22 protein-coding genes are annotated in these 21,622 nt (G+C 72.7%); 8 read left to right on the top strand and 14 right to left on the bottom strand.

Translation table 11 applies throughout. The annotated features are described in order from the left end of the window. Positions 1 to 637: 637 nt before the first annotated feature. The 7 genes from ACZ6TI_RS01405 to ACZ6TI_RS01375 form a co-directional block, all read right to left on the bottom strand. The gene (locus ACZ6TI_RS01405; RefSeq protein ID WP_465342992.1) at positions 638 to 2,806 is read right to left on the bottom strand and encodes a putative bifunctional diguanylate cyclase/phosphodiesterase; all 2,169 of its coding nucleotides are present in this window, start codon (positions 2,804 to 2,806) and stop codon (positions 638 to 640) included. A gap of 127 nt (positions 2,807 to 2,933) precedes the next feature. Continuing rightward, a complete protein-coding gene (gene ligA / locus ACZ6TI_RS01400) occupies positions 2,934 to 5,054 on the bottom strand; it encodes an NAD-dependent DNA ligase LigA (RefSeq protein WP_465342991.1) in 2,121 nt (706 codons plus the stop codon). A 65-nt stretch (positions 5,055 to 5,119) separates the two neighbouring features. After that, positions 5,120 to 5,476, bottom strand: coding sequence for a VOC family protein (locus tag ACZ6TI_RS01395; RefSeq protein WP_465342990.1), 357 nt, complete (start codon positions 5,474 to 5,476; stop codon positions 5,120 to 5,122). Between the two features lie 44 nt (positions 5,477 to 5,520). After that, positions 5,521 to 6,513 carry a methionine synthase gene (locus tag ACZ6TI_RS01390; protein ID WP_465342989.1) on the bottom strand — a complete coding sequence of 331 codons (993 nt, stop codon included), beginning with the start codon at positions 6,511 to 6,513 and terminating at the stop codon, positions 5,521 to 5,523. Continuing rightward, a complete protein-coding gene (mnmA, locus tag ACZ6TI_RS01385; protein ID WP_465342988.1) occupies positions 6,506 to 7,582 on the bottom strand; it encodes a tRNA 2-thiouridine(34) synthase MnmA in 1,077 nt (358 codons plus the stop codon). The genes ACZ6TI_RS01390 and mnmA overlap by 8 nt, the downstream gene beginning before the upstream one ends. A gap of 17 nt (positions 7,583 to 7,599) precedes the next feature. Continuing rightward, a complete protein-coding gene (locus ACZ6TI_RS01380; protein ID WP_465342987.1) occupies positions 7,600 to 8,283 on the bottom strand; it encodes an anti-sigma factor in 684 nt (227 codons plus the stop codon). Then, positions 8,237 to 8,812 carry an RNA polymerase sigma factor gene (locus ACZ6TI_RS01375; protein ID WP_465342986.1) on the bottom strand — a complete coding sequence of 192 codons (576 nt, stop codon included), beginning with the start codon at positions 8,810 to 8,812 and terminating at the stop codon, positions 8,237 to 8,239. Before ACZ6TI_RS01375 ends, ACZ6TI_RS01380 begins: the two co-directional genes overlap by 47 nt. 142 nt (positions 8,813 to 8,954) lie before the next feature. Here ACZ6TI_RS01375 and ACZ6TI_RS01370 point away from each other — a divergent pair, with 142 nt between their 5' ends. Together ACZ6TI_RS01370 and ACZ6TI_RS01365 are read left to right on the top strand one after the other, a co-directional pair. Further along, positions 8,955 to 9,746: a DUF4397 domain-containing protein gene (locus ACZ6TI_RS01370; protein WP_465342985.1), complete on the top strand. Its 792-nt coding sequence runs from the start codon at positions 8,955 to 8,957 to the stop codon at positions 9,744 to 9,746. Further along, positions 9,743 to 10,366, top strand: a complete 624-nt coding sequence (locus ACZ6TI_RS01365) for a class F sortase (protein WP_465342984.1) — start codon at positions 9,743 to 9,745, stop codon at positions 10,364 to 10,366. The genes ACZ6TI_RS01370 and ACZ6TI_RS01365 overlap by 4 nt, the downstream gene beginning before the upstream one ends. On the opposite strand, the gene ACZ6TI_RS01360 is transcribed toward ACZ6TI_RS01365, so the two are convergent. Next, entirely contained in the window at positions 10,355 to 11,161 is an 807-nt protein-coding gene (locus ACZ6TI_RS01360) for an ABC transporter permease (RefSeq protein ID WP_465342983.1), read from the bottom strand. The two genes, ACZ6TI_RS01365 and ACZ6TI_RS01360, sit on opposite strands and share 12 nt — an antisense overlap. On the opposite strand from ACZ6TI_RS01360, the gene ACZ6TI_RS01355 reads away from it, so the two are divergent. Both ACZ6TI_RS01355 and ACZ6TI_RS01350 read left to right on the top strand, forming a co-directional pair. Continuing rightward, positions 11,142 to 11,657: a hypothetical protein gene (locus ACZ6TI_RS01355; RefSeq protein WP_465342982.1), complete on the top strand. Its 516-nt coding sequence runs from the start codon at positions 11,142 to 11,144 to the stop codon at positions 11,655 to 11,657. The two genes, ACZ6TI_RS01360 and ACZ6TI_RS01355, sit on opposite strands and share 20 nt — an antisense overlap. A 67-nt stretch (positions 11,658 to 11,724) precedes the next feature. Next, positions 11,725 to 12,888, top strand: a complete 1,164-nt coding sequence (locus ACZ6TI_RS01350; protein WP_465342981.1) for a cysteine desulfurase family protein — start codon at positions 11,725 to 11,727, stop codon at positions 12,886 to 12,888. Positions 12,889 to 13,284: 396 nt separating this feature from the next. Here ACZ6TI_RS01350 and ACZ6TI_RS01345 read toward each other — a convergent pair whose 3' ends face one another. Together ACZ6TI_RS01345 and ACZ6TI_RS01340 are read right to left on the bottom strand one after the other, a co-directional pair. Then, positions 13,285 to 14,247: an electron transfer flavoprotein subunit alpha/FixB family protein gene (locus ACZ6TI_RS01345; protein ID WP_465342980.1), complete on the bottom strand. Its 963-nt coding sequence runs from the start codon at positions 14,245 to 14,247 to the stop codon at positions 13,285 to 13,287. 17 nt (positions 14,248 to 14,264) lie between these two features. Next, positions 14,265 to 15,044 (bottom strand): electron transfer flavoprotein subunit beta/FixA family protein, encoded by a 780-nt coding sequence (locus ACZ6TI_RS01340; protein WP_465342979.1) that lies wholly within the window; start codon positions 15,042 to 15,044, stop codon positions 14,265 to 14,267. 195 nt (positions 15,045 to 15,239) lie between these two features. Here ACZ6TI_RS01340 and ACZ6TI_RS01335 point away from each other — a divergent pair, with 195 nt between their 5' ends. Genes ACZ6TI_RS01335 through ACZ6TI_RS01325 form a run of 3 tightly spaced genes read left to right on the top strand, consistent with a single transcriptional unit; the run spans position 15,240 to position 16,323 of the window. Then, positions 15,240 to 15,626: a YidH family protein gene (locus ACZ6TI_RS01335; RefSeq protein WP_465342978.1), complete on the top strand. Its 387-nt coding sequence runs from the start codon at positions 15,240 to 15,242 to the stop codon at positions 15,624 to 15,626. After that, on the top strand, positions 15,623 to 15,922 hold the full coding sequence (locus ACZ6TI_RS01330; protein ID WP_465342977.1) for a DUF202 domain-containing protein: 300 nt from the start codon (positions 15,623 to 15,625) through the stop codon (positions 15,920 to 15,922). Before ACZ6TI_RS01335 ends, ACZ6TI_RS01330 begins: the two co-directional genes overlap by 4 nt. Before the next feature lie 38 nt (positions 15,923 to 15,960). After that, a complete protein-coding gene (locus ACZ6TI_RS01325; RefSeq protein WP_465342976.1) occupies positions 15,961 to 16,323 on the top strand; it encodes a PLDc N-terminal domain-containing protein in 363 nt (120 codons plus the stop codon). A 28-nt stretch (positions 16,324 to 16,351) separates the two neighbouring features. Here the strand turns inward: ACZ6TI_RS01325 and ACZ6TI_RS01320 are convergent, their stop codons facing one another. From ACZ6TI_RS01320 to ACZ6TI_RS01305, 4 genes are read right to left on the bottom strand one after another with little or no spacing between them, the layout of a single operon-like run. Then, positions 16,352 to 17,974, bottom strand: a complete 1,623-nt coding sequence (locus ACZ6TI_RS01320) for an acetolactate synthase (protein ID WP_465342975.1) — start codon at positions 17,972 to 17,974, stop codon at positions 16,352 to 16,354. A 36-nt stretch (positions 17,975 to 18,010) separates the two neighbouring features. Further along, the gene (locus tag ACZ6TI_RS01315; protein WP_465342974.1) at positions 18,011 to 19,633 is read right to left on the bottom strand and encodes an Hsp70 family protein; all 1,623 of its coding nucleotides are present in this window, start codon (positions 19,631 to 19,633) and stop codon (positions 18,011 to 18,013) included. A gap of 27 nt (positions 19,634 to 19,660) precedes the next feature. After that, the gene (locus ACZ6TI_RS01310; protein ID WP_465342973.1) at positions 19,661 to 20,245 is read right to left on the bottom strand and encodes a hypothetical protein; all 585 of its coding nucleotides are present in this window, start codon (positions 20,243 to 20,245) and stop codon (positions 19,661 to 19,663) included. Between the two features lie 41 nt (positions 20,246 to 20,286). Beyond that, positions 20,287 to 21,060: an enoyl-CoA hydratase/isomerase family protein gene (locus tag ACZ6TI_RS01305; protein ID WP_465342972.1), complete on the bottom strand. Its 774-nt coding sequence runs from the start codon at positions 21,058 to 21,060 to the stop codon at positions 20,287 to 20,289. 71 nt (positions 21,061 to 21,131) lie between these two features. On the opposite strand from ACZ6TI_RS01305, the gene ACZ6TI_RS01300 reads away from it, so the two are divergent. Beyond that, positions 21,132 to 21,596 carry a DUF6232 family protein gene (locus ACZ6TI_RS01300; protein WP_465342971.1) on the top strand — a complete coding sequence of 155 codons (465 nt, stop codon included), beginning with the start codon at positions 21,132 to 21,134 and terminating at the stop codon, positions 21,594 to 21,596. Positions 21,597 to 21,622: the final 26 nt, after the last annotated feature.

Here is a 21,622-nt window from a genome sequence, read left to right as displayed (position 1 = left end):
AAGCCGCGGGGCGACCCACAACCCCAACCTCCCCGCAGCAAACCGGGCACGGCGCGCAGCCCCGACCTCGCCCCGCAAGCAAGCCGGGAACGACAGGCAGCCCTGACCTCACCGCGCGGCATGCCGGAAACGGCCCACAGCCCTGACCGTCCGCGGCAAGCCGGGCACGGCGCGCGGCCCAGATCTCTTCCGCGACGAGCCGGTGGCGGCGCGCAACCCTGCCTTCCCCCCGCGATGGGCCGGGCAGCCCGAAGCCCTGACCTCTTCGCGCGGCAAGCCGGAACGGCCCACGCCCCTGATCTTTCCCGCGACAAGCCGGCGGCTACGCACGCCCCGAACCTCTCCCCGTGACGAGCCGGGGGCTGCGCGGCCCGGCCTCTCCAGGCGGCAGCCGGAAACAGCGCGCAGCCCCGGACTCTCACCACCACGAGCCGAAGACGGCGCGCAACCCCGACCTCCCCGCGACGAGCCGGAATCGGCCCACAAGCCCTGCCTCTCCCCGCGGCAAGTCGGGGGCGACCCGCAACCCCGACCACTCCCCCCGCGGTGGGCCGGGGGCGGCGTGCGGCCTTGCGCACGACGGTGGTCCGCTGGAGGGGCGGGACTTGAGCTGTGCGCGTATCCGAAAGGTTTTGATCTAGAGGTTTGCCGGGTGGATGGGGCGGTAGCGGGTCAGCCAGGTGACCAGGTCGTCGGCGGGCATCGGGCGGGCGTGGAACCAGCCCTGGGCCGCGTGGCAGCCTGATGCGGCGAGCAGGCGCCAGGTGCGGTCGTCCTCGACGCCCTCGGCGACTACTCGCAGGCCGAGCGCTTCGGCCAGGGTGATCACCGAGGTGACGATGGCGGCGTCGTCCTGGTTGGTGGACATGCCCAGGACGAAGGAGCGGTCGATCTTCACCTCGGAGAGGGGGAGGCGGCGCAGGTGCTGCAGGCTCGAATAGCCGGTGCCGAAGTCGTCCAGGCTGATCGCGATGCCCATGCGGTCGAGCTTGGTGATCGTGTTGAGGATTCGGTGCGGGTCGGCCATCAGCGCGCTCTCGGTGATCTCCAGCTGAAGCAGGTCGGGGGCGACGCCGTAGGTTTGCAGCAACTCCTGGATGCGGTCGGCGATGTCGCCCGCGTGCAGGTCGCGGACGCTCACGTTGACCGCGGCGCGGATCTGCCGGCCCATCGTCTGCCAGGCGCCTACCTGGGCGATCACCTCGCGCAGCACCCGTGACGTGAGCAGGCGCATCACCGGGGTCTGCTCGGCTACCCGGATCAGCTCCTCCGGACCGACCAGGCCGCGCACCGGGTGCTGCCAGCGCAGCAACGCCTCCACGCCGACCACCTCGCCGGTCGCCACCGCGATCTGCGGCTGATAGAAGAGGGTGATGCCGTCGTCGCCGGTGTCCGCGCGCAGCGCGTGGCGCAGGTCGGCCAGCAGCGAGAGCCGGTCGGGCGAGTGGTGCGCGGCGTCCGGGCCGTAGACGGCGACCTGGTCGCCGCGCTGCTTGGCGTCGTACATCGCGACCTCGGCCTGACGCAGCAGCGCGGCGCCGTCGCTGCCGCGGTCACTCTGCACCGCGATGCCGATCGACGCGCTCACGTCGACCGCTGTGCCGTCCAGCGTGAACGGCCGGCCCAGCGCCTCGGCCAGGTGCCCGGCGATCCGGCGGGCCGCGGCGGCGCCGTCCACCCTGGTCGCCAGCACCGCGAACTCGTCGCCGCCCAGCCGCACCACCAGGTCGTGCGAGGGCACCACGGTGGCCAGCCGGCGCGCCACCTCGACCAGCAGGCGGTCGCCGAGCGCGTGCCCGAGGGCGTCGTTCACCGTGCGGAAGCGGTCGATGTCGAGCAGCAGCAGGGCCAGCTGACGCTCCGGGCGGTGCAATCCGCGGCCCAGCCCACGTTCGGCCACCGAGGCCTGCAGCGCGCGGCGGTTGGGCAGGCCGGTCAGCTCGTCGACACGGTTGGCGCGTTCGTGCTCCCCTGCCGACTTCACCATCCGGTGCACGGCATGCAAGGCCAACAACACCAGGGGTACGAGCGCCGGCCCGCCCTCAGCGGCAGCCAGCACCACCGGCCCGAGCAGCAGCAACGCCGCAGTGGCGAAGATCTCCAGGCGGCGCCGCCGAGGCCGGGGCGGCCGCCCGTCCGAGCGCCAGTGCGCGACCAGCGCCGCCAGCCCGTAACGGGCGGCCATCCAGGCGACCGCGGCCGCGACGATGAAGAGCGCGTCCGCCCAGCCGGGGTCGGGCCGCGAGCCGAGGCCGGCGACCGCGGCGACCACCGCGGCGGCGCCGAGCGCGACGGCGTGCTGAGCCATCAGGTGCACCGTGCGGCTGACCGGCCGGCGCATCCGCGCGCCGGCCACCGTGATCGCGGCGAACTGCACCGCCAGCGCCGGGAACAGTCCCCACGCCAGCACGATCGCGAACGTGAAGCAGATCGACGGCAGGATGATCGAACTGGCCCGGCGGCCGGCCACGACGTAGGGCCGCGAGTCCACCAGCAGCGCCAGCCCCGCCATGATCCAGCACGCGGCGGGCAGCGCGGCGAAGTCGTCGCTCGCGATCGCCCACAGCAGCGCGTCGGCGGCGGCCGCGATGGCGGCGGTGACCACCACCGACCGGACACGCGGCGGAATCGGCCGGCGCAGCGCCCGCCACACCGGGCCGGACCGCCGCACCGGCCCGGACGGGCCGGTCGCCTCGGGCGAGCTGGGCGGCTCGGAGAAGGTGGGCGGGCGTGATGGTGTCGGCGGCCGGGGGACGGCGGGACCGACCGGCACGGGCATGGCGCTGCGCGGATGTGCGGCGTCCATGCGACCTCCACGATGGCGTCGACCGAGCGATGAACCTCACGATAGGCGCGCGGGAACATATCTACGCGAAACAGACTCGTCAGATATCAAATCGGGAGCCGCCGTCGAACGCGCTATGCCCGCGAATTCACTCTTCCGTGGCCATCTCGGCGACCTCTCGGGCGGCGTCCGGGCCGTCGGCGAGCAGCACCGCGAACCCCTCCTCGTTGAGGACCGGCACCTTGAGTTGCAGCGCCTTGTCGTATTTGCTGCCCGGGTTGTCTCCGGCCACCACGAACGACGTCTTCTTCGAGACCGAGCCGCTCACCTTGCCGCCGCGCGACACCACCGCCTCGGTGGCCTGGTCGCGGGAGTGGGTGGCGAGCGTGCCGGTCACCACGACGGTCAGCCCGAGCAGCGGGCGCGGGGCGTCGGCGGCGCGCTCGTCGGCCATCCGCACGCCGGCCTCGCGCCACTTGCGGATGATGTCGCGGTGCCAGTCGACGGCGAACCACTCGCGCAGCGACGCGGCGATCGTCGGGCCCACGCCGTCGACCGCGGACAGCTCCTCGGCCCGCGACTCGGTGGTGGCCGCCACCTCGACCTCGTCGATGGTGCCGAACTCGTGCGCCAGCGCCCGTGCCGCCTTCGGCCCGACGTGCCGGATGGACAGCGCCACCAGCACCCGCCAGAGCGGCCTGGTCTTGACCTCCTCCAGGTTTTCCAGCAGCTTGACCGCGTTGCTGCCCAGGCTGCCGTCCTGGTTGACGAAGAACGGCGACTGCTTCAGCTGGTCGGCGGTCAGCCCGAACAGGTCTCCCTCGTTGGTGATCACGCCGGAGTCGAGCAGCGCCTGGCCGGCCTTGTAACCCAGCACCTCGATGTCGAACGCGCCACGCCCGGCCAGGTGGAACACCCGCTCCCGGATCTGCGCCGGGCAGCCGCGCGTGTTCGGGCACCGGATGTCGATGTCGCTCTCCTTGGCCGGCGCGAGCGCCGTGCCGCAGGACGGGCAGTGCGTCGGCATCACGAACGGATGCGCGTCATCCGGCCGCAGGTCGATGACCGGGCCGAGCACCTCGGGGATCACGTCGCCCGCCTTGCGCAACACCACCGTGTCGCCGATCCACACGCCCTTGCGCTCGACCTCGCGCGCGTTGTGCAGCGTCGCCAGTCCGACCGTGGAGCCGGCCACCTTCACCGGCTCGAGCACCGCGAACGGGGTGACCCGCCCGGTGCGACCGACATTCACCTCGATGTTCTTCAGCTTGGTGGTGACCTCCTCCGGCGGGTATTTGAAGGCGATCGCCCAGCGCGGCGCCCGGCTGGTCGAGCCGAGCCGGCCCTGGAGGGACACCGCGTCGACCTTGATCACCACGCCGTCGATCTCGTGCTCGACGTCGTGCCGGTGCTCGCGGTAGTGCTCGATGTAGTCCAGCACCCCGGCCATGTCGTCGACCCGGCGCCACCGCTTGCTGGTCGGCAGCCCCCAGGCCTCGAGCGCCTCATAGGCGTGCGACTGCGAGTCGGGCGTGAAACCGACCCGGGCGCCGATGCCGTGCACCACCATGCGCAGCCCGCGTGACGCGGTGATCCGCGGATCCTTCTGCCGCAGGCTGCCGGCCGCCGCGTTGCGCGGGTTGGCGAACGGGGCCTTGCCCGCCTCGACCAGCGACGCGTTGAGGTCGGCGAAGGCGGACGCCGGGAAATAGATCTCGCCGCGCACCTCGAGCAGGTCGGGCGGGTCGTCGCCGGCCAGCCGCTCGGGGATCTCGCGGATGGTGCGCACGTTGGGCGTCACGTCCTCGCCGGTGCGCCCGTCACCACGGGTGGCGCCGCGGACCAGCCGGCCCTTTTCATAGGTCAGGTTGATCGCCAGCCCGTCGACCTTGAGCTCGCAGATGAACGTGACCGGGCCGCCGGCGTCGCGCACCGTGCGGTCGGCCCACTGCTGCAGCTCGCCGAGATCGAAGACGTTGTCCAGCGACATCATCCGCTCGGCGTGCTCGACCGCGGTGAACTGCGTGGAGAACGAGCCGCCCACCCGCTGCGTCGGCGACTCGGGCGTGCGCAACGACGGATAACGCTCCTCCATCGCCTCGAGCTCGCGCAGTTTCCGGTCGAACTCCGCGTCGGCGATGGTCGGCGAATCGAGCACGTAATAACGGTATTGATGCCCCAGCAGCTCCTCGGCGAGCTCGGCGTGCGCCGCGCTCGCCTCGGGCGGCGGGTCCTCGCCGGCGTCGATCTCGGGTGCGTCAGGGGACATCGGTAACCTCCGTGCCGGTGCGTGATTCCCCGGCAACGTTAGTACCCACCCCTGACAAAAACCGGCTAGCGCAGCAGGCAGAAGGGGTGACCGGCCGGGTCGGCGTACACCCGGAAGTCCTTGCCCTCGCCGGGCAGGCGGCGCGCTCCCGCGGCCAGCACCCGCTCCTCGGCCGCGTCGAAGTCGTCGACCCGCACGTCCAGGTGGAACTGCTGCGGCCGGGCCGGGTCCGGCCACTGTGGCGCCCGGAACTCGGGAGCGCGCTGGAAGCAGAGGCTGGGCGCGCCGGGCGAGTCGGTCCGCAACGTGATGAGGTCGCCGTCGTCGTTGACCAGGTACATGCCGAGCAACTCGATGTAGAAACCGGCCAGCGCGCGCGGATCGGGGCAGTCGATGACCACGCCGTCGAGACGTCCAATCATGCGGACATGATGCCCGGCGATCGGGCCGCGGATCGGACGTTCCGTCAGACTTCAGCCATCCGGCGACCCGCCTCGCGGGCGGCTTTGAGGACAGTTCGGACATAGCGCTCGGAGGCGCCGGCCAGCCCGCAGGCCGGGGTGACCACCACCTGCTGCGGCAGCCGGGCGACCGGGAAGCCGAGCCGCTTCCACAGCCGGCTGACCCGCTCGGCGGTCTGCTTGCCGGTGACGCGCTCGGCCGGCGGCGTGGCCGGGATCGCGCCGGCGAACAGGCCGAGGCCGGCCTCGATGGCCTCGCCCAGCGGGTCCAGATCCTTGAGCAGCGACAGGTCCATCGAGACGGCCGTCGCACCGGCGTCCCGGAAGACCTGGATCGGCACCTCCGGCGCGCAGCAGTGCAGCACCACGGGCACGCCGGCCGCGTCGATCACCGCACGCAGGGCGGTGGCCGCGTCCGCCGCATCCACCGGCCGGTACGCACTGAGCCCGCTCTCCGTCGGCACCCGCCCGTGCAGCACCGTGGGCAGCGAAGGCTCGTCGAGCTGGAGGATCACCCGGGCCCGCGGCAGCCGCTTGCGCACGTCGTCGACGTGGCGCCGGAGCCCCTCGGCCAGCGAGTCGGTCAGGTCGCGAACGGCGCCCGGATCGCGCAGCAGCCGGCCACCGATCGGCAGGTCGACGCTCGCCGCCAGGGTCCACGGCCCGGCCGCCTGCACCTTGATCGTGCCCGCGTAACGGTCGCCCTGTTCGGCGAGCTGGTCGAGGTCGCGCTCCAGCAGGTCGGCCGTGCGGCGCAGATCGAGGCCCGGCCGCGGCGCCACCTGCCACTGCCCGGCATAGATCTGCACCGGTATGTCCACCAGGAAGCCGGTGCTGCGGCCGATCATGTCCGAGCCCGGTCCGCGGCCGGGCAGCTCGGCGAGGTGCGCCAAGTCGGGCAGCTCGCCGAAGACGAGCCGCTGGGCCTCCGCGATGTCGATGCCGGGCAGCGAGCCGACCCCGGTGGCCGAACCGACCGCCCAGGGGAAGTCAGGCACGAGAGGCCCCGGTGATGGTCGCCGAACCCAGGACGACGTCGCCGGCCGGGTCGGGGCGGTAGGCCACCAGCGCCTGGCCGGCCGCGATCCCCCGGGCCGGGGTGCGCAGCCGTGCGGTCAGCTCGTCGCCGGACAGCGTCACGACCCCGGCCACCACCTCGCCGTGCGCGCGCATCTGGATGTCGCACTCCACCGGGGTGTGGCCGTCGTGCCAGATCGGCCGGTGGGCGGTCACCGTGTCGACCTCGAGCGCCTCGCGCGGGCCGACCGTGACGGTGTTGGTCTTCGGGGTGATCGACAGCACATAGCGCGGCCGCCCGTCCGCGGCCGGCACCCGCAGGTCGAGGCCCTTGCGCTGACCGATCGTGTACGCGTATGCCCCCTCGTGCCGCCCGACGGTGGCGCCGGTGCGCGCGTCCACCACGTCGCCCGGCGCCTCGCCCAGCCGGTCCCGCAGGAAGCCCCGCGTGTCACCGTCGGCGATGAAGCAGATGTCGTGCGAGTCCGGCTTCTCCGCCACCGCCAGCCCGCGCGCGGCCGCCTCCTCGCGCACCACGGTCTTGGTCGAGTCGCCGAGCGGGAAGATCGCCCGGTCGAGCTGGGCGCGGGTGAGCACGGCCAGCACATATGACTGGTCCTTGGCCAGGTCGACGCTGCGCCGGAGCAGCCCGTCGGCGCCCAGCCGGGCGTGATGCCCGGTGACCACGGCGTCGAAGCCGAGTGCCACGGCCCGGTCCAGCACCGCGGCGAACTTGATCTTCTCGTTGCAGCGCAGGCACGGGTTCGGGGTGCGGCCGGCGGCGTATTCCGCGACGAAGTCGTCCACCACGTCCTCGTGGAACTGCTCGGCCATGTCCCAGATGTAGAACGGGATGCCGATCACGTCGGCCGCCCGCCGCGCATCTCGGGAGTCCTCCAGCGTGCAGCAGCCGCGGGCGCCGGTGCGGAAGGTCTGCGGGTTGCGCGACAGCGCCAGGTGCACCCCGGTGACGTCGTGCCCGGCCTCCGCGGCGCGCGCGGCAGCCACCGCGGAGTCGACCCCGCCGGACATCGCCGCAAGAACACGCATGCCTGAAGCCTAGCTACTCAGCGCGTGAGCGTCCCCCGCAGGAGACTGTCGCCACTGTGCGCGCTGTTTCCGTCGTGCGCCTCGGCGGAGACGTCGACCAGCCGGTAGGTGTTCAGGTCGGTGCCCGGCGGGATCGGCAGCACCACGTCGGGGCGGCCGGTGAGCGTGCCCAGCGCCTGCATTTTGCCGGGTTCGTCCGGGTTCAGCAGCCACACCTCGTAATAGCCCGCGGTCAGCGGCAGGTTCGCCACGTCGATCCGCAGCTCGTCGTTGTCCAGCACCTCGGCGTCGCCGCGGGCATTCGGCGGGGCGCCGTCGAGCGGCGCGAGCGCGGCCCGGGCGGTGATCGGCTGTTCCGGGGTGCGCGTGACCCACACCGTCCCGGCGACCGCGATGGCCGCGGCGACGGCGGCGGCCAGCACCGGCGTCAACCAGCGGCGGCGCGGACGGCGTACCGGGGAAATGGTCCTGGTCTCGGCCGGCGCAGCCGTGGCCGCGGCGATCGCGGCCCAGACCCGCTCCGGAGGCTTGGGCAGATCGACCAGGTCCTGCGACTCCGAACCGAGCTCGGCGACGTGCTGCAGGGCGTCGATCTCGGCCCGGCAGCCGGCGCACACCGCGAGGTGGGCGGTCTCGGTGTCGTCCGCGACGTCCTCAGAGAGCGCGAGAAGAACCAGCCGATCGGGATCCAGGTGCGGCACCGTCCACCTCCCATCTGCGTCGCAGGCTTGCCATGCCCCGCCGGATGTGACTCTTCACGGTGCCGAGCGGGAGGCCGGTGACCGCGGAGATCTGCGGATGGGTCAAGTCGTCGAAGAACGCCAGTTCCAGCGTGCGCCGCTGCTCGGCCGGCAGGCTGGCCAGCTCGTCGGCGACCACCAGACGGTCGAGCACGCGTTCCGGCGCGTCGTCCGGCGGCGGCGTCGGCAGCGCACGCACCGTCTCGGCCGCCCGGCCGTCGCGCTGAGCGGCGCGCAGCCGGTCGATCGCCTTACGCCGGGCGATGCCCAGCAGCCAGCCCAGCATGCCGCCGCGCTCGGGATCGAACGTGCCCCGGCCCTGCCACGCCGCCACGAAGGTCAGCTGGGTCACGTCCTCGGCGTCGGACCGGTTTGCCAGCAGGCGGGTGGCCAGGTGGAACACAGCGCCACCGTAGCGCTCGTAGGCGATCCGGAGCGCGTGCTCGTCGCCGGCACGGAAGTGCTCGGCGAGCTCGTGTTCGGCGCTCATCGACCTCCCTCCGCCGGTTCCCCCGCCTTGTACTTCGCCGGTCGCCCCGGCGGCGGATGCACATTTCTGCCGCCGATCGCATCCATCGGCCCGCTCGCCGGCGAAACACCCGGTTGTCATCGAAGACAAGGGAGAACACATCATGCGCTCAATTCGTCTCGCCGTCGCGGCGACCGCCGGGATAGCCGCCATGGCGGTGCTCGCGACGCCCGCCTACGCGGCCACTTCGCAGGTCTCGGTCGTGCACGGCATCCCCGGCGTGCCGGTCGACGTGTACGTGAACGGCGACAAGGCTCTCAGCGACTTCCAGCCGGGCAAGGTGGCCGGCCCGCTGAAGCTCGAGGAGGGCGACTACGACATCGTGCTGACCAAGCCGGGCGACCCCGTGACCAGCCCGATCCTCGAGGTCGACAACGCCGCGGTGCCGGGCGGCGCGAACATCAGCCTGGTCGCGCACCTGAGCGCCGACGGCGACCCGACGCTGACCCCGTTCGCCAACGACGTCAGCAAGCTCGACCCGGGCCAGACCCGGCTGATCGTGCGGCACACCGCCGCGGCGCCCGCGGTCGACGTGCGCGCCGGCGGCGACCCGGTCTTCGAGAACCTGACCAACCCCAAGGAGGCCAAGGCGGACCTGCCGGCCGGCGCGGTGGAGGCCGACGTGGTGCTGGCCGGCACGGACACCGTGGCGATCGGCCCGGCAAACCTCGACCTCGGCGAGGGCGTGGCGACCATCGTCTACGCCGTCGGCTCGGCCGACGACAAGTCCCTCGAGCTGGTCACCCAGACGATCGAGGGCCTGCACTCGGCGCCGGGCGGCGTGCCCAGCGGCTCCGGCGGACGGGCCGACCACGGCATGGCGGGTCCCTGGTACGCGGCCGGAATCCTCGGCGCCTTCCTGGTGGCGTTCGGCATCCGGCGGCTCGCTCGGTGAGACGAGCCGTCCTCTGCATCGCCGCGGGAGTGGCGCTGCTGACCTCCTTCGGCGTGGTGGCGTGCCGCAGCGCGCCCCCGCCGTCGGTGGGTTCCGAAAACGTGACCGCCCTCGCCTCGCCGTCATCGTCGCCGTCGGTCTCCCGGAAGAGCCCGACACCGGCGCCGGCGAGGGCGGTCACCCCGACCGGGCTGCGCATCCCCGAGCTCGACCTGGACGCGACGGTGCTGCCGGCCGGCGTGGACGACGACGGTCTGTTCGCCGTGCCGCCGAGCGTCGACGAGGTCGGCTGGTACCGCTACGGCCCGGGCCTGAACGCCGACCAGGGCTCGATCGTCATCACCGGCCACGTGGACAGCGCCGAGCAGGGCAAGGGCGCGTTCTTCAGGCTCGGCTCGCTGTCCCCCGGCGACGAGGTCGTGCTCTCCGCCAAGGACGGCACGACGCGTGAGTTCAAGGTGGTGGGCCGGGAACGCTACGAGAAGACGGCGATCCCGCTGGACAAGTATTTCGCCCGCGACGGGAAGCCGCGCCTGACCCTGATCACCTGCGGCGGCCCGTTCAACAAGAAGACCGGCCACTACCGGGACAACGTGGTGGTGACCGCCTCACCCGCCTAGGACTGCGGCGGGCGGCAGGCGGGCGGCCCGGATCGCCGGGTACAGCCCGGCCAGACCGCCGACCAGCACCGTGGCCGCCAACCCGCCACCGGCCACCCACAGCGGGATCGTGGGTGGCCAGTGGCGCCCGGCCGCATGGACCATCGTCACCGCGGCGCCCAGGCCCACCCCGACAGCGCCGCCCGCGGTGGCCAGCAGCAGCGACTCGGTGAGGAACGGGCGCGGATCTGGCGGGTCTCCGCCGCGCGCAGATAGATCCGGTCCGGGAAGCGGTCCACCCCCGAGATGACGCCGCGCGGCGGGCCGGCCGATCAGCGCCGCGTTGTCGAGCTCCGGCGCCAGCGGCGTGGGCCGCAGCACGCCGATCACCGTGAAGTTCCGCCCGCCGAGGTGCACCAGCAGGCCGGGCCGCACGCCGAGCCGCTCGGCGGCGGACGCGCCCAGCACCACCGTGGGAAAGGACGCCGTGGCCGGGTCGAGCCAGGCGCCGGCGTCCATCGTCACGCCCAGCACGGACGGCAGGTCCAGGTCCACCGCACAGGTGGCGATCGCGCCGGTGCGCAGGGCGGATGGCCGGTCGGTGCGGAACACTCTCGCGTCCACTGTGGTCAGGCCGGCGGCGGCGCGTACCGGGGCGATCCGCCGGATCATCGTGACCGCGGTCGGCGGCAGGTCGGCCGGCCCGCCGTCCGGGCCGGTGCCCGCCGCGACGGTGAGCAGGTCGGTGCCGAGCGAGTCCAGGGTGCGGCGCAGGTCGGCCTGGCCGGAGGCGGAGATGCCGAGCACGGCGACCATGGCGGCGATCCCGATCGCCACGCCCAGCGCGGAGCTCCGCTGGCAGCCGGTGCCCGGCCTCTTCGCGGTCGCGCAGTTCTGGGGCGACGACCGGGCGGCGGTGCTGGCCGTTCCGGCGGCGATCCGGCTGGACCGGTCCCAGCGCTGCGTCACGCCACTGCGGCTCGCGGCTCTGCCGGACGGCTTCCGGCAGACCGCCTGCCGCACCTCGATCCGCACCGGCGCGTCCGGCGGGTGGGTGCATTCGCAGATCGAGGGCCCGGGCGGCTTCTCGGTGTGGGCCGAGGACGCCCAGCCGGCCTCGTTCCAGCCGAACACCACGGTCGGCGGCGCGCCGGCGCAGTGGCGCACCGAGGATCCGCCCGGGTTGTGGATCGCGGACCGCGGCGGCGCCCAGCTGATGATCGAGGGTCTGCCCGAGACCGAGGCCCGCCGGGTGGCCGTCGGCCTGACCCTGGCACCCGACCTGACCAGGCCGTCCACCTGGCACGACTGATCGGCATAGTGACCCCGGTGACGCGCCCGGGCGGTGGGGGCTCGGGGAGGCATAAGCTGTCGTGTTGATGGCTTACCTGGATCACGCGGCGACCACACCGATGCTGCCCGAGGCGCTGGACGCATATGTCGCGGCGGCCCGGCAGGTCGGCAATGCGTCGTCCCTGCACGCCGCCGGCCGCGGCGCCCGCCGGCTGGTCGAGGAGTCGCGCGAGCGCATCGCCGCGGTGCTCGGCGCCCGCCCGTCCGAGGTGATCTTCACCAGCGGCGGCACCGAAAGCGACAACCTGGCCACCAAGGGCGTCTACTGGGCGCGGCGCGACGCCGAGCCGGGGCGCAATCGGGTGGTCGCCTCCGCCGTCGAGCACCACGCGGTGATGGATTCGATCGACTGGCTGGGCGCGCACGAGGGCGCCGCGGTCACCTGGCTGCGGGTGGACGCCGCCGGCCGGGTCGATCCGGCCGCGCTCACCGACACGCTCGGCGACGACGTCGCCGTGGTCAGCGTGCAGTGGGCGAACAACGAGGTCGGCACGATCCAGCCGATCACCGAGCTGGCGGCGATCGCGGCCGCCGCCGGGGTGCCGTTCCACACCGACGCGGTGCAGGCGGTCGGCCAGGTGCCGGTGGACTTCGCCGCCAGCGGCGCGGCCGCGCTCACGCTGACCGGCCACAAGCTGGGCGGCCCGGTCGGGGTCGGCGCGCTGCTGCTGGGCCGCGAGGTGCCGTGCACGCCGCTGTTGCACGGCGGCGGCCAGGAGCGCGACGTGCGCTCCGGCACCCTGGACACGGCCGGGGTGGTGGCCTTCGCGGTGGCGGTCGAGGCCGCGATCAAGACCCAGGAGGAGAGCGCGGCCCGCATCGGCGCCCTGCGCGACGACCTGGTGGCCCGGGTCCGCGAGGCGGTGCCCGACGCGCTCTACAACGGCGACCCGGTGGCCCGCCTGGCCGGCAACGCCCACTTCAGCTTCCCCGGCTGCGAGGGCGACGCCCTGCTGCTGCTCCTCGACGCCCAGGGCATCGCCTGCTCCACCGGTTCGGCCTGCTCGGCGGGCGTGGCCCAGCCGTCCCACGTGCTGCTCGCGATGGGCGCCGACGACGACCGCGCGCGCTCGTCCCTGCGCTTCACCCTCGGCCACACGTCCACGGCCGCCGACATAGACACCCTGCTGTCAGCCCTTCCGGGCGCCGTCGAGCGAGCCCGCCGAGCCACCGCCTGGAAAACCCGATAGCCGACCAAGCATGGCCGGAAACGGGTGAAGCTCGGCCATGCAGCGCAATCGCCGCCGGTGACTTGCGGTGCGAAAAGTCCGAGGCGAAGCCAAGGGGCTTTTCGTGCCGCAAGTCACCGGTTACAAGGCGATTGCCGCGGAGCGAAGCGGAGCCAGCCAGCTGAGCAATCGCCGCCGGTGACTTGTGGTGCGAAAAGTCCGAGGCGAAGCCAAGGGGCTTTTCGTGCCGCAAGTCACCGGTTACAAGGCGATTGCCGCGGAGCGAAGCGGAGCCAGCCAGCTGAGCAATCGCCGCCGGTGACTTGTGGTGCGAAAAGTCCGAGGCGAAGCCAAGGGGCTTTTCGTGCCGCAAGTCACCGGTTACAAGGCGATTGCCGCGGAGCGAAGCGGAGCCAGCTAGCCCAGCCGCTTGCGGATCTCCTCGTCGGCCTGCGGGACGACCTTGAAGAGGTCGCCGACGACGCCGAAGTCGGCGAGCTCGAAGATCGGGGCCTCGGCGTCCTTGTTGACCGCGACGATCGTCTTCGAGGTCTGCATGCCGGCCCGGTGCTGGATCGCGCCGGAGATGCCGAGTGCCACATAGAGCTGGGGCGACACCGTCTTGCCGGTCTGGCCCACCTGGAACTGGTGCGGGTAGTAGCCCGAGTCGACCGCCGCGCGGGAGGCGCCGACGGCGCCGCCGAGCAGGTCGGCCATCTCCTCGACCAGCTTGAAGTTGTCCGCGTTGCCGACTCCCCGGCCGCCGGAGACCACGATGGAGGCCTCGGTGAGCTCGGGGCGGGAGCCCTTCTGCTCGGCCACCCGCTCGACCACCTTGGTCAGCTTGTCGGTGTCGGACACCGACACGGTGAGCTGCTCGACCGACGGTGACGCGGCGGCCGGTGCGGGGGTCACCGAGTTGGGCCGGACGGTGACGATCGGCAGGCCCTTCTTGACCTTGGCCTGGACGATCGTGGAGCCGGCGAAGACCACCTGGGTGGCGGTACCGTCCGCGGCCACCTCGACCGCGTCGGTGAGCAGGCCGTTGTCCAGCTTGACGGCGAGCCGGCCGGCGATCTCCTTGCCCTCCTGGGTGGAGCCGAGCAGCACGGCGGCGGGCGAGACCCGCCGCACCAGCTCGGCCAGCACGGTGGCCTTGGGCGCCACCAGATAACCGTCGATGTCGTCGCCCTCGGCGGCGTAGATCTTCGAAGCCCCGTATTCGCCGAGCTTGGCGGCGAACGAGTCGGCGGCGCCCGTGCCGCCGAACACGACCGCCGACACGTCGCCGAGCGACCGGGCGATGGTGAGCATCTCGAGCGTGACCTTCTTGACGCCGGCAGCCTGGGAGGCCTCGACGACGACCAGTACTTCAGCCATGACTGTCTACTCCCCGCTCAGACGAACTTCTCGGTGGCCAGGTACGCGACGAGCTGCTCGCCACCCGTACCCTCGTCAATGATCTTGGTGCCCGCGGACCTGGGCGGGCGCTTCGCGGCGGAGACCACCTCGGAGGTCGCCCCGGCGAAGCCGACCTCATCGGCGGAAACGCCGAGGTCGGCCAGCGACAGGGTCTGCACCGGCTTCTTCTTGGCCGCCATGATGCCCTTGAAGGACGGGTAGCGCGGCTCGTTGATCGTGTCCCAGACGCTCACCACGGCGGGCGTGGCGGCCGAGACGACCTCGTAGCCCTCGTCGGTCTGCCGCTCGGCGGTCAGCTGGGAGCCGTCCACGGTGAGCTTGCGGGCGCCGGTCAGCGCGGCCACCCCGAGACGCTCGGCCAGCATGTGCGGCATCACCTGCACCCGGCCGTCGGTGGACTCGGCGCCGCAGATGATCAGATCGGCGTTCAGGGTGCCCAGGGCGGCGGCCAGGACCTTCGAGGTCGCGACGGCGCACGAGCCGTGCAACGCCTCGTCCTCGACGTGGACCGCCTTGTCCGGCCCCATCGACAGCGCCTTACGGATCGACTCCGCCGCGCGCGACGGACCCATCGTCAGGATGGTCACCTCGCCACCGTGCGCCTCCTTGATCTTCAGCGCCTCCTCGATGGCGTACTCGTCCATCTCGTTGATCACGTTGTTCGCCGAGCCGCGCTCGACCGTGTTGTCAGTCGCGCTCAGCGCGCGCTCGGCGCCGGAGTCGGGCACCTGCTTGACCAGTACGACGATGTTCATCGCGCTACGACGACCCTCCTGTATGTGAACTACGAGAACGTTACCCGCCAGTAGCTACGGCGGAGAGTGACACACCTCACGAACCGGCCGCGACCGCTCCACCCCATCGTCTACCACGTCGATCCGGCGGCCACGACGCCCGGTCCGGATAATGTGGCGTCCTCCTTCCTCACCCCGACGGTCGATAATCACCCGGTGATCAGTGATCTGCGGCAGTGGTTCGATCCCGAGCAGGGCGAGCGGGTGGGCGAGCCGCCCGATTACCGCTTCTCGCTGGCCAACGAGCGCACCTTCCTGGCCTGGATCCGCACCGGCCTGGCGCTGATCGCCGGCGGGCTGGCGTGCGCCCAGTTCCTGCCGCCGCTGCCGATCGCGCACCTGCGCGAGGGCATCGCGGTGCTGCTGCTGGTGCTCGGCGCCCTGGTCGCGCTGCGGGCGGTGGACCACTGGGCGCGCACCGAACGGGCCATGCGCCTCAAACAGGACCTGCCGGCGTCGAGGTTCCCGGCGATCCTGGCCATCGTGGTCGCCCTGGGCGCGGTGCTGCTGGTGATCGCGGTGCTGATCCAGGCCTTCGAATGACCGCCGACCCCGGCGCCTCGGCGGAACGGACCCGGCTGGCCTGGCGCCGGACCGGGCTCACCGCCACGGTGGTCGCGCTGCTCGCGGCGCGGCCCGCGTTCGCCGACGCCGAGCCCGCATCGGTGCTGCTGGCGGCGGGGGCGATGGCCGGCTGGGTGGCGCTGGTGGTCATCGCGTACCGCCGCGGCCGCGGCCTCGACGCCCGCCCGCCGCACCCCGGACGCCGGACCGTGGTGGTCTATGCGGCCGTCACGGTGAGTTTTGCCGTCATCGGTGGCCTGGTTGTCACCCTCTGACCCATGCCGTTCCCAGGTAAGCGCGTCATCATTGCCTCATGGTCCGGTTGTTCGTCTTCCTCGCCGCCGCCCAGCTGGTGCTGGTGGTGCTCGCGTTGATCAGCTGCCTGTCGGCTGATCGGGTCCGCAACATGCCGCGTGCGCTCTGGGTCCTGGTGATCCTGCTGCTGCCGCTGATCGGTCCGCTGGCCTACTTCGCCTTCGGCCGCCCGGTGCCGCCGCCTCGTGAGGGCAGCCCGGTTCGTCGCACCAAGCCGTCCGCCCCCGACGACGACCCCGACTTCCTGCGCTCGGTGGACACCGAGCAGTCCCGGCGCGACCGCGAGCTGCTGGCGCAGTGGGAACAGGATCTGCACAAGCGCGACGGCGAGGAGCCCAGGCCGCCGGCGACCGGAGTGTGACCAGCCCGGCCGGCGTCGGCAACAGGCGTCAGGCCAGGTTGGACGACCGCGGATAGGCGTCCGCCGGGTCGGTCAGCACGTTGACCAGATAGGGAACTCCGGCGGCGAACGCGCGCTCCAGGGCCGGGCCGATCTCGCCGGGCTTCTCGACGGTCTCGCCGGCCCCGCCGAGCGCGGTCACCACGTCGTCGTAACGCAGACCGGGCTGCAGGTCGGCGGCCACGTCGTAGCCGTACATCGCCTGCATCGGGTGCTTCTCGAGGCCCCAGATGCCGTTGTTGCCGACCACGATCACCACCGGCAGCCGCTGGCGGGCCAGCGACTCGACGTCCATCAGCGAGAAGCCGGCCGCGCCGTCGCCCATCAGCACGCAGATCTGCCGGTCGGGGTAGGTCACCCGGGCGCCCATCGCGTAGCCCATGCCGGTGCCGAGGCAGCCGTATGGGCCCGGGTCGAGCCAGGTGCCCGGGCGGGCGGGCTCGAGGTAGCGGCCGGCGTAGGAGACGAAGTCGCCGCCGTCGCCGATGGTCACCGCGTCCTCGGCCAGCACCTTGCGCAGCTCGCCATAGATCCGGGCGGGCTTGATCGGGTCGGTCTCGGCGGCCATCGCCTCGGCGTCGCGGGCCTTGCCGGCGTCCTCGGCGGTGCGCAGGCCCGCGATCCACTCGGCGTGGTCGCGGCGGTCGCCACCGGCGTCGGCCAGGGCGGTCAGGATCAGCCGCAGGTCGCCGGCCGGCGAAACGGCGGTCTCCACATGTGACGCGCGCTGGGTCGGCGCGTCCACGATGTGCACGACCGCGGCGGCGTCGAATTCGCCGAAGCCGAGCCGGAAGTCGAGCGGCGTGCCGATCACCACCACCACGTCGGCCTCGTTCAGCGCCGGGCGGCGGGCCTTGGCGAAGGCCAGCGGGTGCCCGGGTGGCAGCGCACCGCGGCCCATGCCGTTGGTGAACACCGGCACCTGCAGCGCCTCGGCGGCCGCACGCAGGGCGTCGATCGCGTCGCCGGCCCAGACGTCCGAGCCGGCGATGATCACCGGACGCTCGGCGCCCGCGATCAGGGCGGCCGCCTTGCTGACGTCCTGCGGGTCCGGCTCGAGCACCGGGATCTGCGGCGCGGCCGGCGCCGGCGCGTCGTCGCTGGAGAAGAAGACCTCGAGCGGCACGTCCAGGAAGGCCGGGCCGCGGTGCGGGGTGAGCGCGGCGGTCAGCGCGGCGGCCACCTCGGACGGGATCGAGGCGGTGGCGGCGGCGGTGGCGGCGTATTTGGTCACCGGAGTGACCAGCGGGACGTGGTCGATCTCCTGAAGGCTGCCCGAGCCCCAGCGGAAGGCGGGCGCCCGGCCGCCCATCACGAGCACCGGCGACGCGTTGAAGAAGGCGCTGGTCAGGCCCGAGATGCCGTTGGTGACGCCGGGTCCGGCGGTGAGCACGGCCAGGCCCGGACGGCGCTGCAGCTTGGCCACCGCCTCGGCGGCGAACACCGCGGACTGCTCGTGCCGCACGTCGAAGATCGGGAAGCCGGCCTTGTGCGCGGCGTCGTAGAGCGGGAATACGTGACCGCCGGAGAGGGTGAACATCTCGGTGATTCCGAACGCCCGCAGCGTCGCCAGCGCCAGGTCGCCGCCGTGCCCCTCGATCGTCTCGGCCATGTTCCGCACTCCCGTCGTTGGTGAATCTCGCTCACCTTAGGTGATGCCGAGGAACCTGGCGATGTCGGAGAGGACCTGCAGCAAGTCCTGATCGATCGACTCGCCGTTGCCGTAGCCATAGGCCAGCGTCATGGCCAGCAGCGGCACCGCGATCAGCACGATGAGGCTGAACAGCACCTGCAGGAAGCGCAGGAACCGCCCGCGACGCCGCTTCTTCGGCCGTTTCGCGGGCCGGGACACCGGCCGCGGACGGGCCTTCTGCACGGGGGCGGGCGCGGGCGGCGCCATCGGCCGGGTCGCGAACGGCCGCGGCGTCTGCGTCGGCCGCGGGGCCGGATCCGGCATCTGCCGGGTGGAGAACGGCGGCGGTGTCGGCGTGATCGTCTCCCGGATCTGGGTGGCCGACGGGTCCGGCTGATAGGGCTCCGGCGGCACGTGCGCCCACGGGTCCACCGGCGGCCGCATGCTCACGCTGATCTCGTCCTCGGGCTCCGGCCGCACCCCGTAGTCCACGGTCTGCACCGGCACCGAGTAGCGCGGCATCTCCGCGGTCGGCCCGGGCGCGGCCGGCGCGCTGCCCAGCAGCGCCGCGTCGGCCTGCAGGCTGCCCTCGGCCACCACCAGCTCGGGCTGCTCGATCGCCACCGGCGCCTCGCCCAGCTCGCGGTGCAGCAGCGTGGCCACCAGCGGAATCCGGCTCGCCCCGCCGACCAGGAACACCCCGGCCAGCCGACCCTCCGGCAGGTCCGCCCAGTCCAGCAGGCGCTTGGTCACCTGCACGGTCTGGTCGAGCAGCGGCCGGGCCAACTTTTCCAGCTCGTCCCGGGTGATGTGCACCTCGTGGTTGAGCAGCGGCACCACCAGGTCGGCCGCCTGCGCCCGGGACAGCCGCTCCTTGGCCACCCGCACGTCGTCCCACAGCTGTCGTTGCGCACGCCGCTCGGCCAGCGTCTCCGGGTGCAGCAGCGGCCGCCAGCCGTCGTCGCCCGCGGCCAGATGGTCGACCAGCGCGGCATCGACGTCGAGTCCACCGATGTCGTCGCGACCGTCAACCGCCAAGACCTCGAAGCCTTCAGCGGTGCGCGCCACCACGCTCGCGTCGAACGTGCCCGCGCCGAAGTCGTGCACCACCACGACCGACCCGATCGGCACGTCGCGCCCGAGCACGGTGGCGAAATAGGTCGCCGCCGCCACCGGCTCCGCGACCAGCCGCACGTCGTCGAACCCGGCCTGCGCGGCGGCCTCGGCGAGCAGCGTGCGCCGAGTGGCGCCCCAGGTGGCCGGGCAGGTGAGCGTGACGTCGGGGCGGACGTTGCCGACCGCGTGCCGCCACTCCTCCGCGACCCGGGTGAGCACCGCGCCGACCATCTCGACGACCCGCACCTCACGGTCGCCGAGCAGCACCCGGCCGTCGTCGATCCGGCGCTTGGGATTGGGCTCGAATCGGGACGGATCGATCCGGGCGCTGTAGACCGCGTCCCGGCCCACCGCCAGCCCGCCCTCGGCCTCGGCATAGACCGCGGACGGCAGCAGCGGCGAGCCGTCGATCAGGATCGGCCGGGCGCGGCCGTCCGGCCAGCGGGCCACCGCGACCGTGTTGGAGGTGCCGAAGTCCACGCCGAGGGCGTGCCGGCCGGGCCGGCCCTGGACGAGGGACATGAATGGCAGTGTAGGCGTTGCTCGCCTTTACACCGTTTGCCAGCGCAATTCGCCGTCGGCGTTCTTCAGGCAGCGCAGCGGGTCGTCGTCATCGGTCAGCCCCCTGGCGCCCTCGGGCTCGCACACGTCGCCCTCGGTGACCGGGCCCTGCACGCCGCCCGGATTCGGTGTCGCGGTGGTGACCACGTTGTTCGGCGGCTTCGGATTCGCCTGCCCGGTGGGGCCGGCCGGGGTAGGGTCCCCGGGCGGCGGCGCGATCTTCTCGTCCGGCTTCAGGACCGTGCGGCCCTTCGACTCGGCGGGCGGGGTCGACCGGCGCGTCGTGGCCGGCGCCGACGTGTGCCGGGGCGGCGTGGTCGCGGGCGACGAGGAGGATCCGGGCGGCGGGAGCGGCATCGGCGCGGCGGGCTGGCCGATGCTCGCGGTCGGCATCACCGCGTGCGGCGCGGCGGCCGCCCGATCGGTGGCCCGGCCGACCTGCGAGGCGCCCGGACCGGGTCCGAAGGTGAGCCAGCCGATGACGAGACAGAGGGCGGCCTGGCCGGCCACGAGGGCGATCGCCACGCGTACGGCGCGCCTCGGCGACGCCGCACCCGAAACCGGTCCCGTCACAACGGCGAACTTTATGTCAAACGATCGATATCCGCGAGCACCTACTGCCCAGTGAACTTGGGTTTCCGCTTTTCCACGAAGGCGGTCGTGCCCTCGACCCGGTCCTCAGTGGCGAACAGGCCGGCGAACAACTGGCTCTCCCAGGCCAGCCCGGAGGCGAGATCCATGTCCAGGCCGCCGTCGATGGCGAGCTTCGCGGCACGCAACGCGAGGGCTGGGCCGGTGGTGTAGTGCTTCAGCATCTCGGCCGCGGTCGCGTAGACCTCGGCGGCCGGCGCCACCCGGTCGGCGAGGCCGATCCGCAGCGCCTCCTCGGCGTCCACCATGCGACCGGAGAACACCAGGTCCTTGGCGCGCGCCGGGCCGATCAGCCGGGCCAGCCGCTGGGTGCCGCCCGCGCCCGGGATGATGCCCAGCCGGATCTCCGGCTGGCCGAGCTTGGCATCGTCGGCCACCACCCGCCAGTCACAGGCCAGGGCGAGCTCGCAGCCACCACCCAGGGCATATCCCGTGACGGCCGCGACGGTGGGCTTCGGGATCTTGGCGATCGCATCGAAGGCGCTGCTCAGCCGGCTCGCGCGTACGGTCATGTCCTGGAAGGTCTTGGAGACGAACTCGGTGATGTCGGCGCCGGCCGCGAAGACCTTCGCACCACCCCAGACGATCACCGCGCGGATCTCGGGATCGGTCGCCGCCTGCTGTGCCGCGGCCCGGAGCTCCTCCTGGACCTGGGTGTTCAGCGGGTTCATCGGTGGCCGATCCAGCCGGATCGTGCCGATGCCGTCCGCCACCTGCAGGGTCACAAAATCGGGCACGGGCCTCTCCTCGTCGATCGGTTCCGGTCAGCCTACAAACGGTAGATTCGGGGTGGGGCCGGGGAGGCGCGATGATCACGTACTACAAGGACCAGGAAGTGCGGATCACCTCGACCGGCGTGCGGATCGCGGACCGGGCCTGGGCGCTCGACGACTTCGCGCAGATCTGGCACCGGCGCGGGCGGCGCTCCTGGGGCGCGGTGGCCGGGCGCGGCGCGCTGGGCATCGCGATGCTGATCCCGCTCGCGATCGGCGCGCTCGGCATCCTGGTCGCGATCGCCCTGGACACCTCCACCGGCACCACGGTCGGGCTGGTCGGCGGCGGCATCCTGGTCGGGTTGATCGCGGTGCCGGTCGCCGACCTGGTGCTCGAGCGGGTCGACCGGTCCTACGACAAGGGCAGCCGCAGCCTGGAGATCTGGGGCCGGGTGCGCGGCGCCGACATTCTGCTGCTGCGCACGGACAACCGGCAGCGTTTCGGCCAGATCTATCGAGCCCTGCAGCGGGCGCTCGAAGGCGGCCCGACGGGTCGTTGAGCGATTCCGCCGAATCGCCGTCTTGA

Source organism: Actinoplanes sp. NPDC051388 (assembly GCF_055586225.1).
Note: the sequence above shows the minus strand (reverse complement) of the source record. Positions and strands in the feature narration are given on the sequence as shown.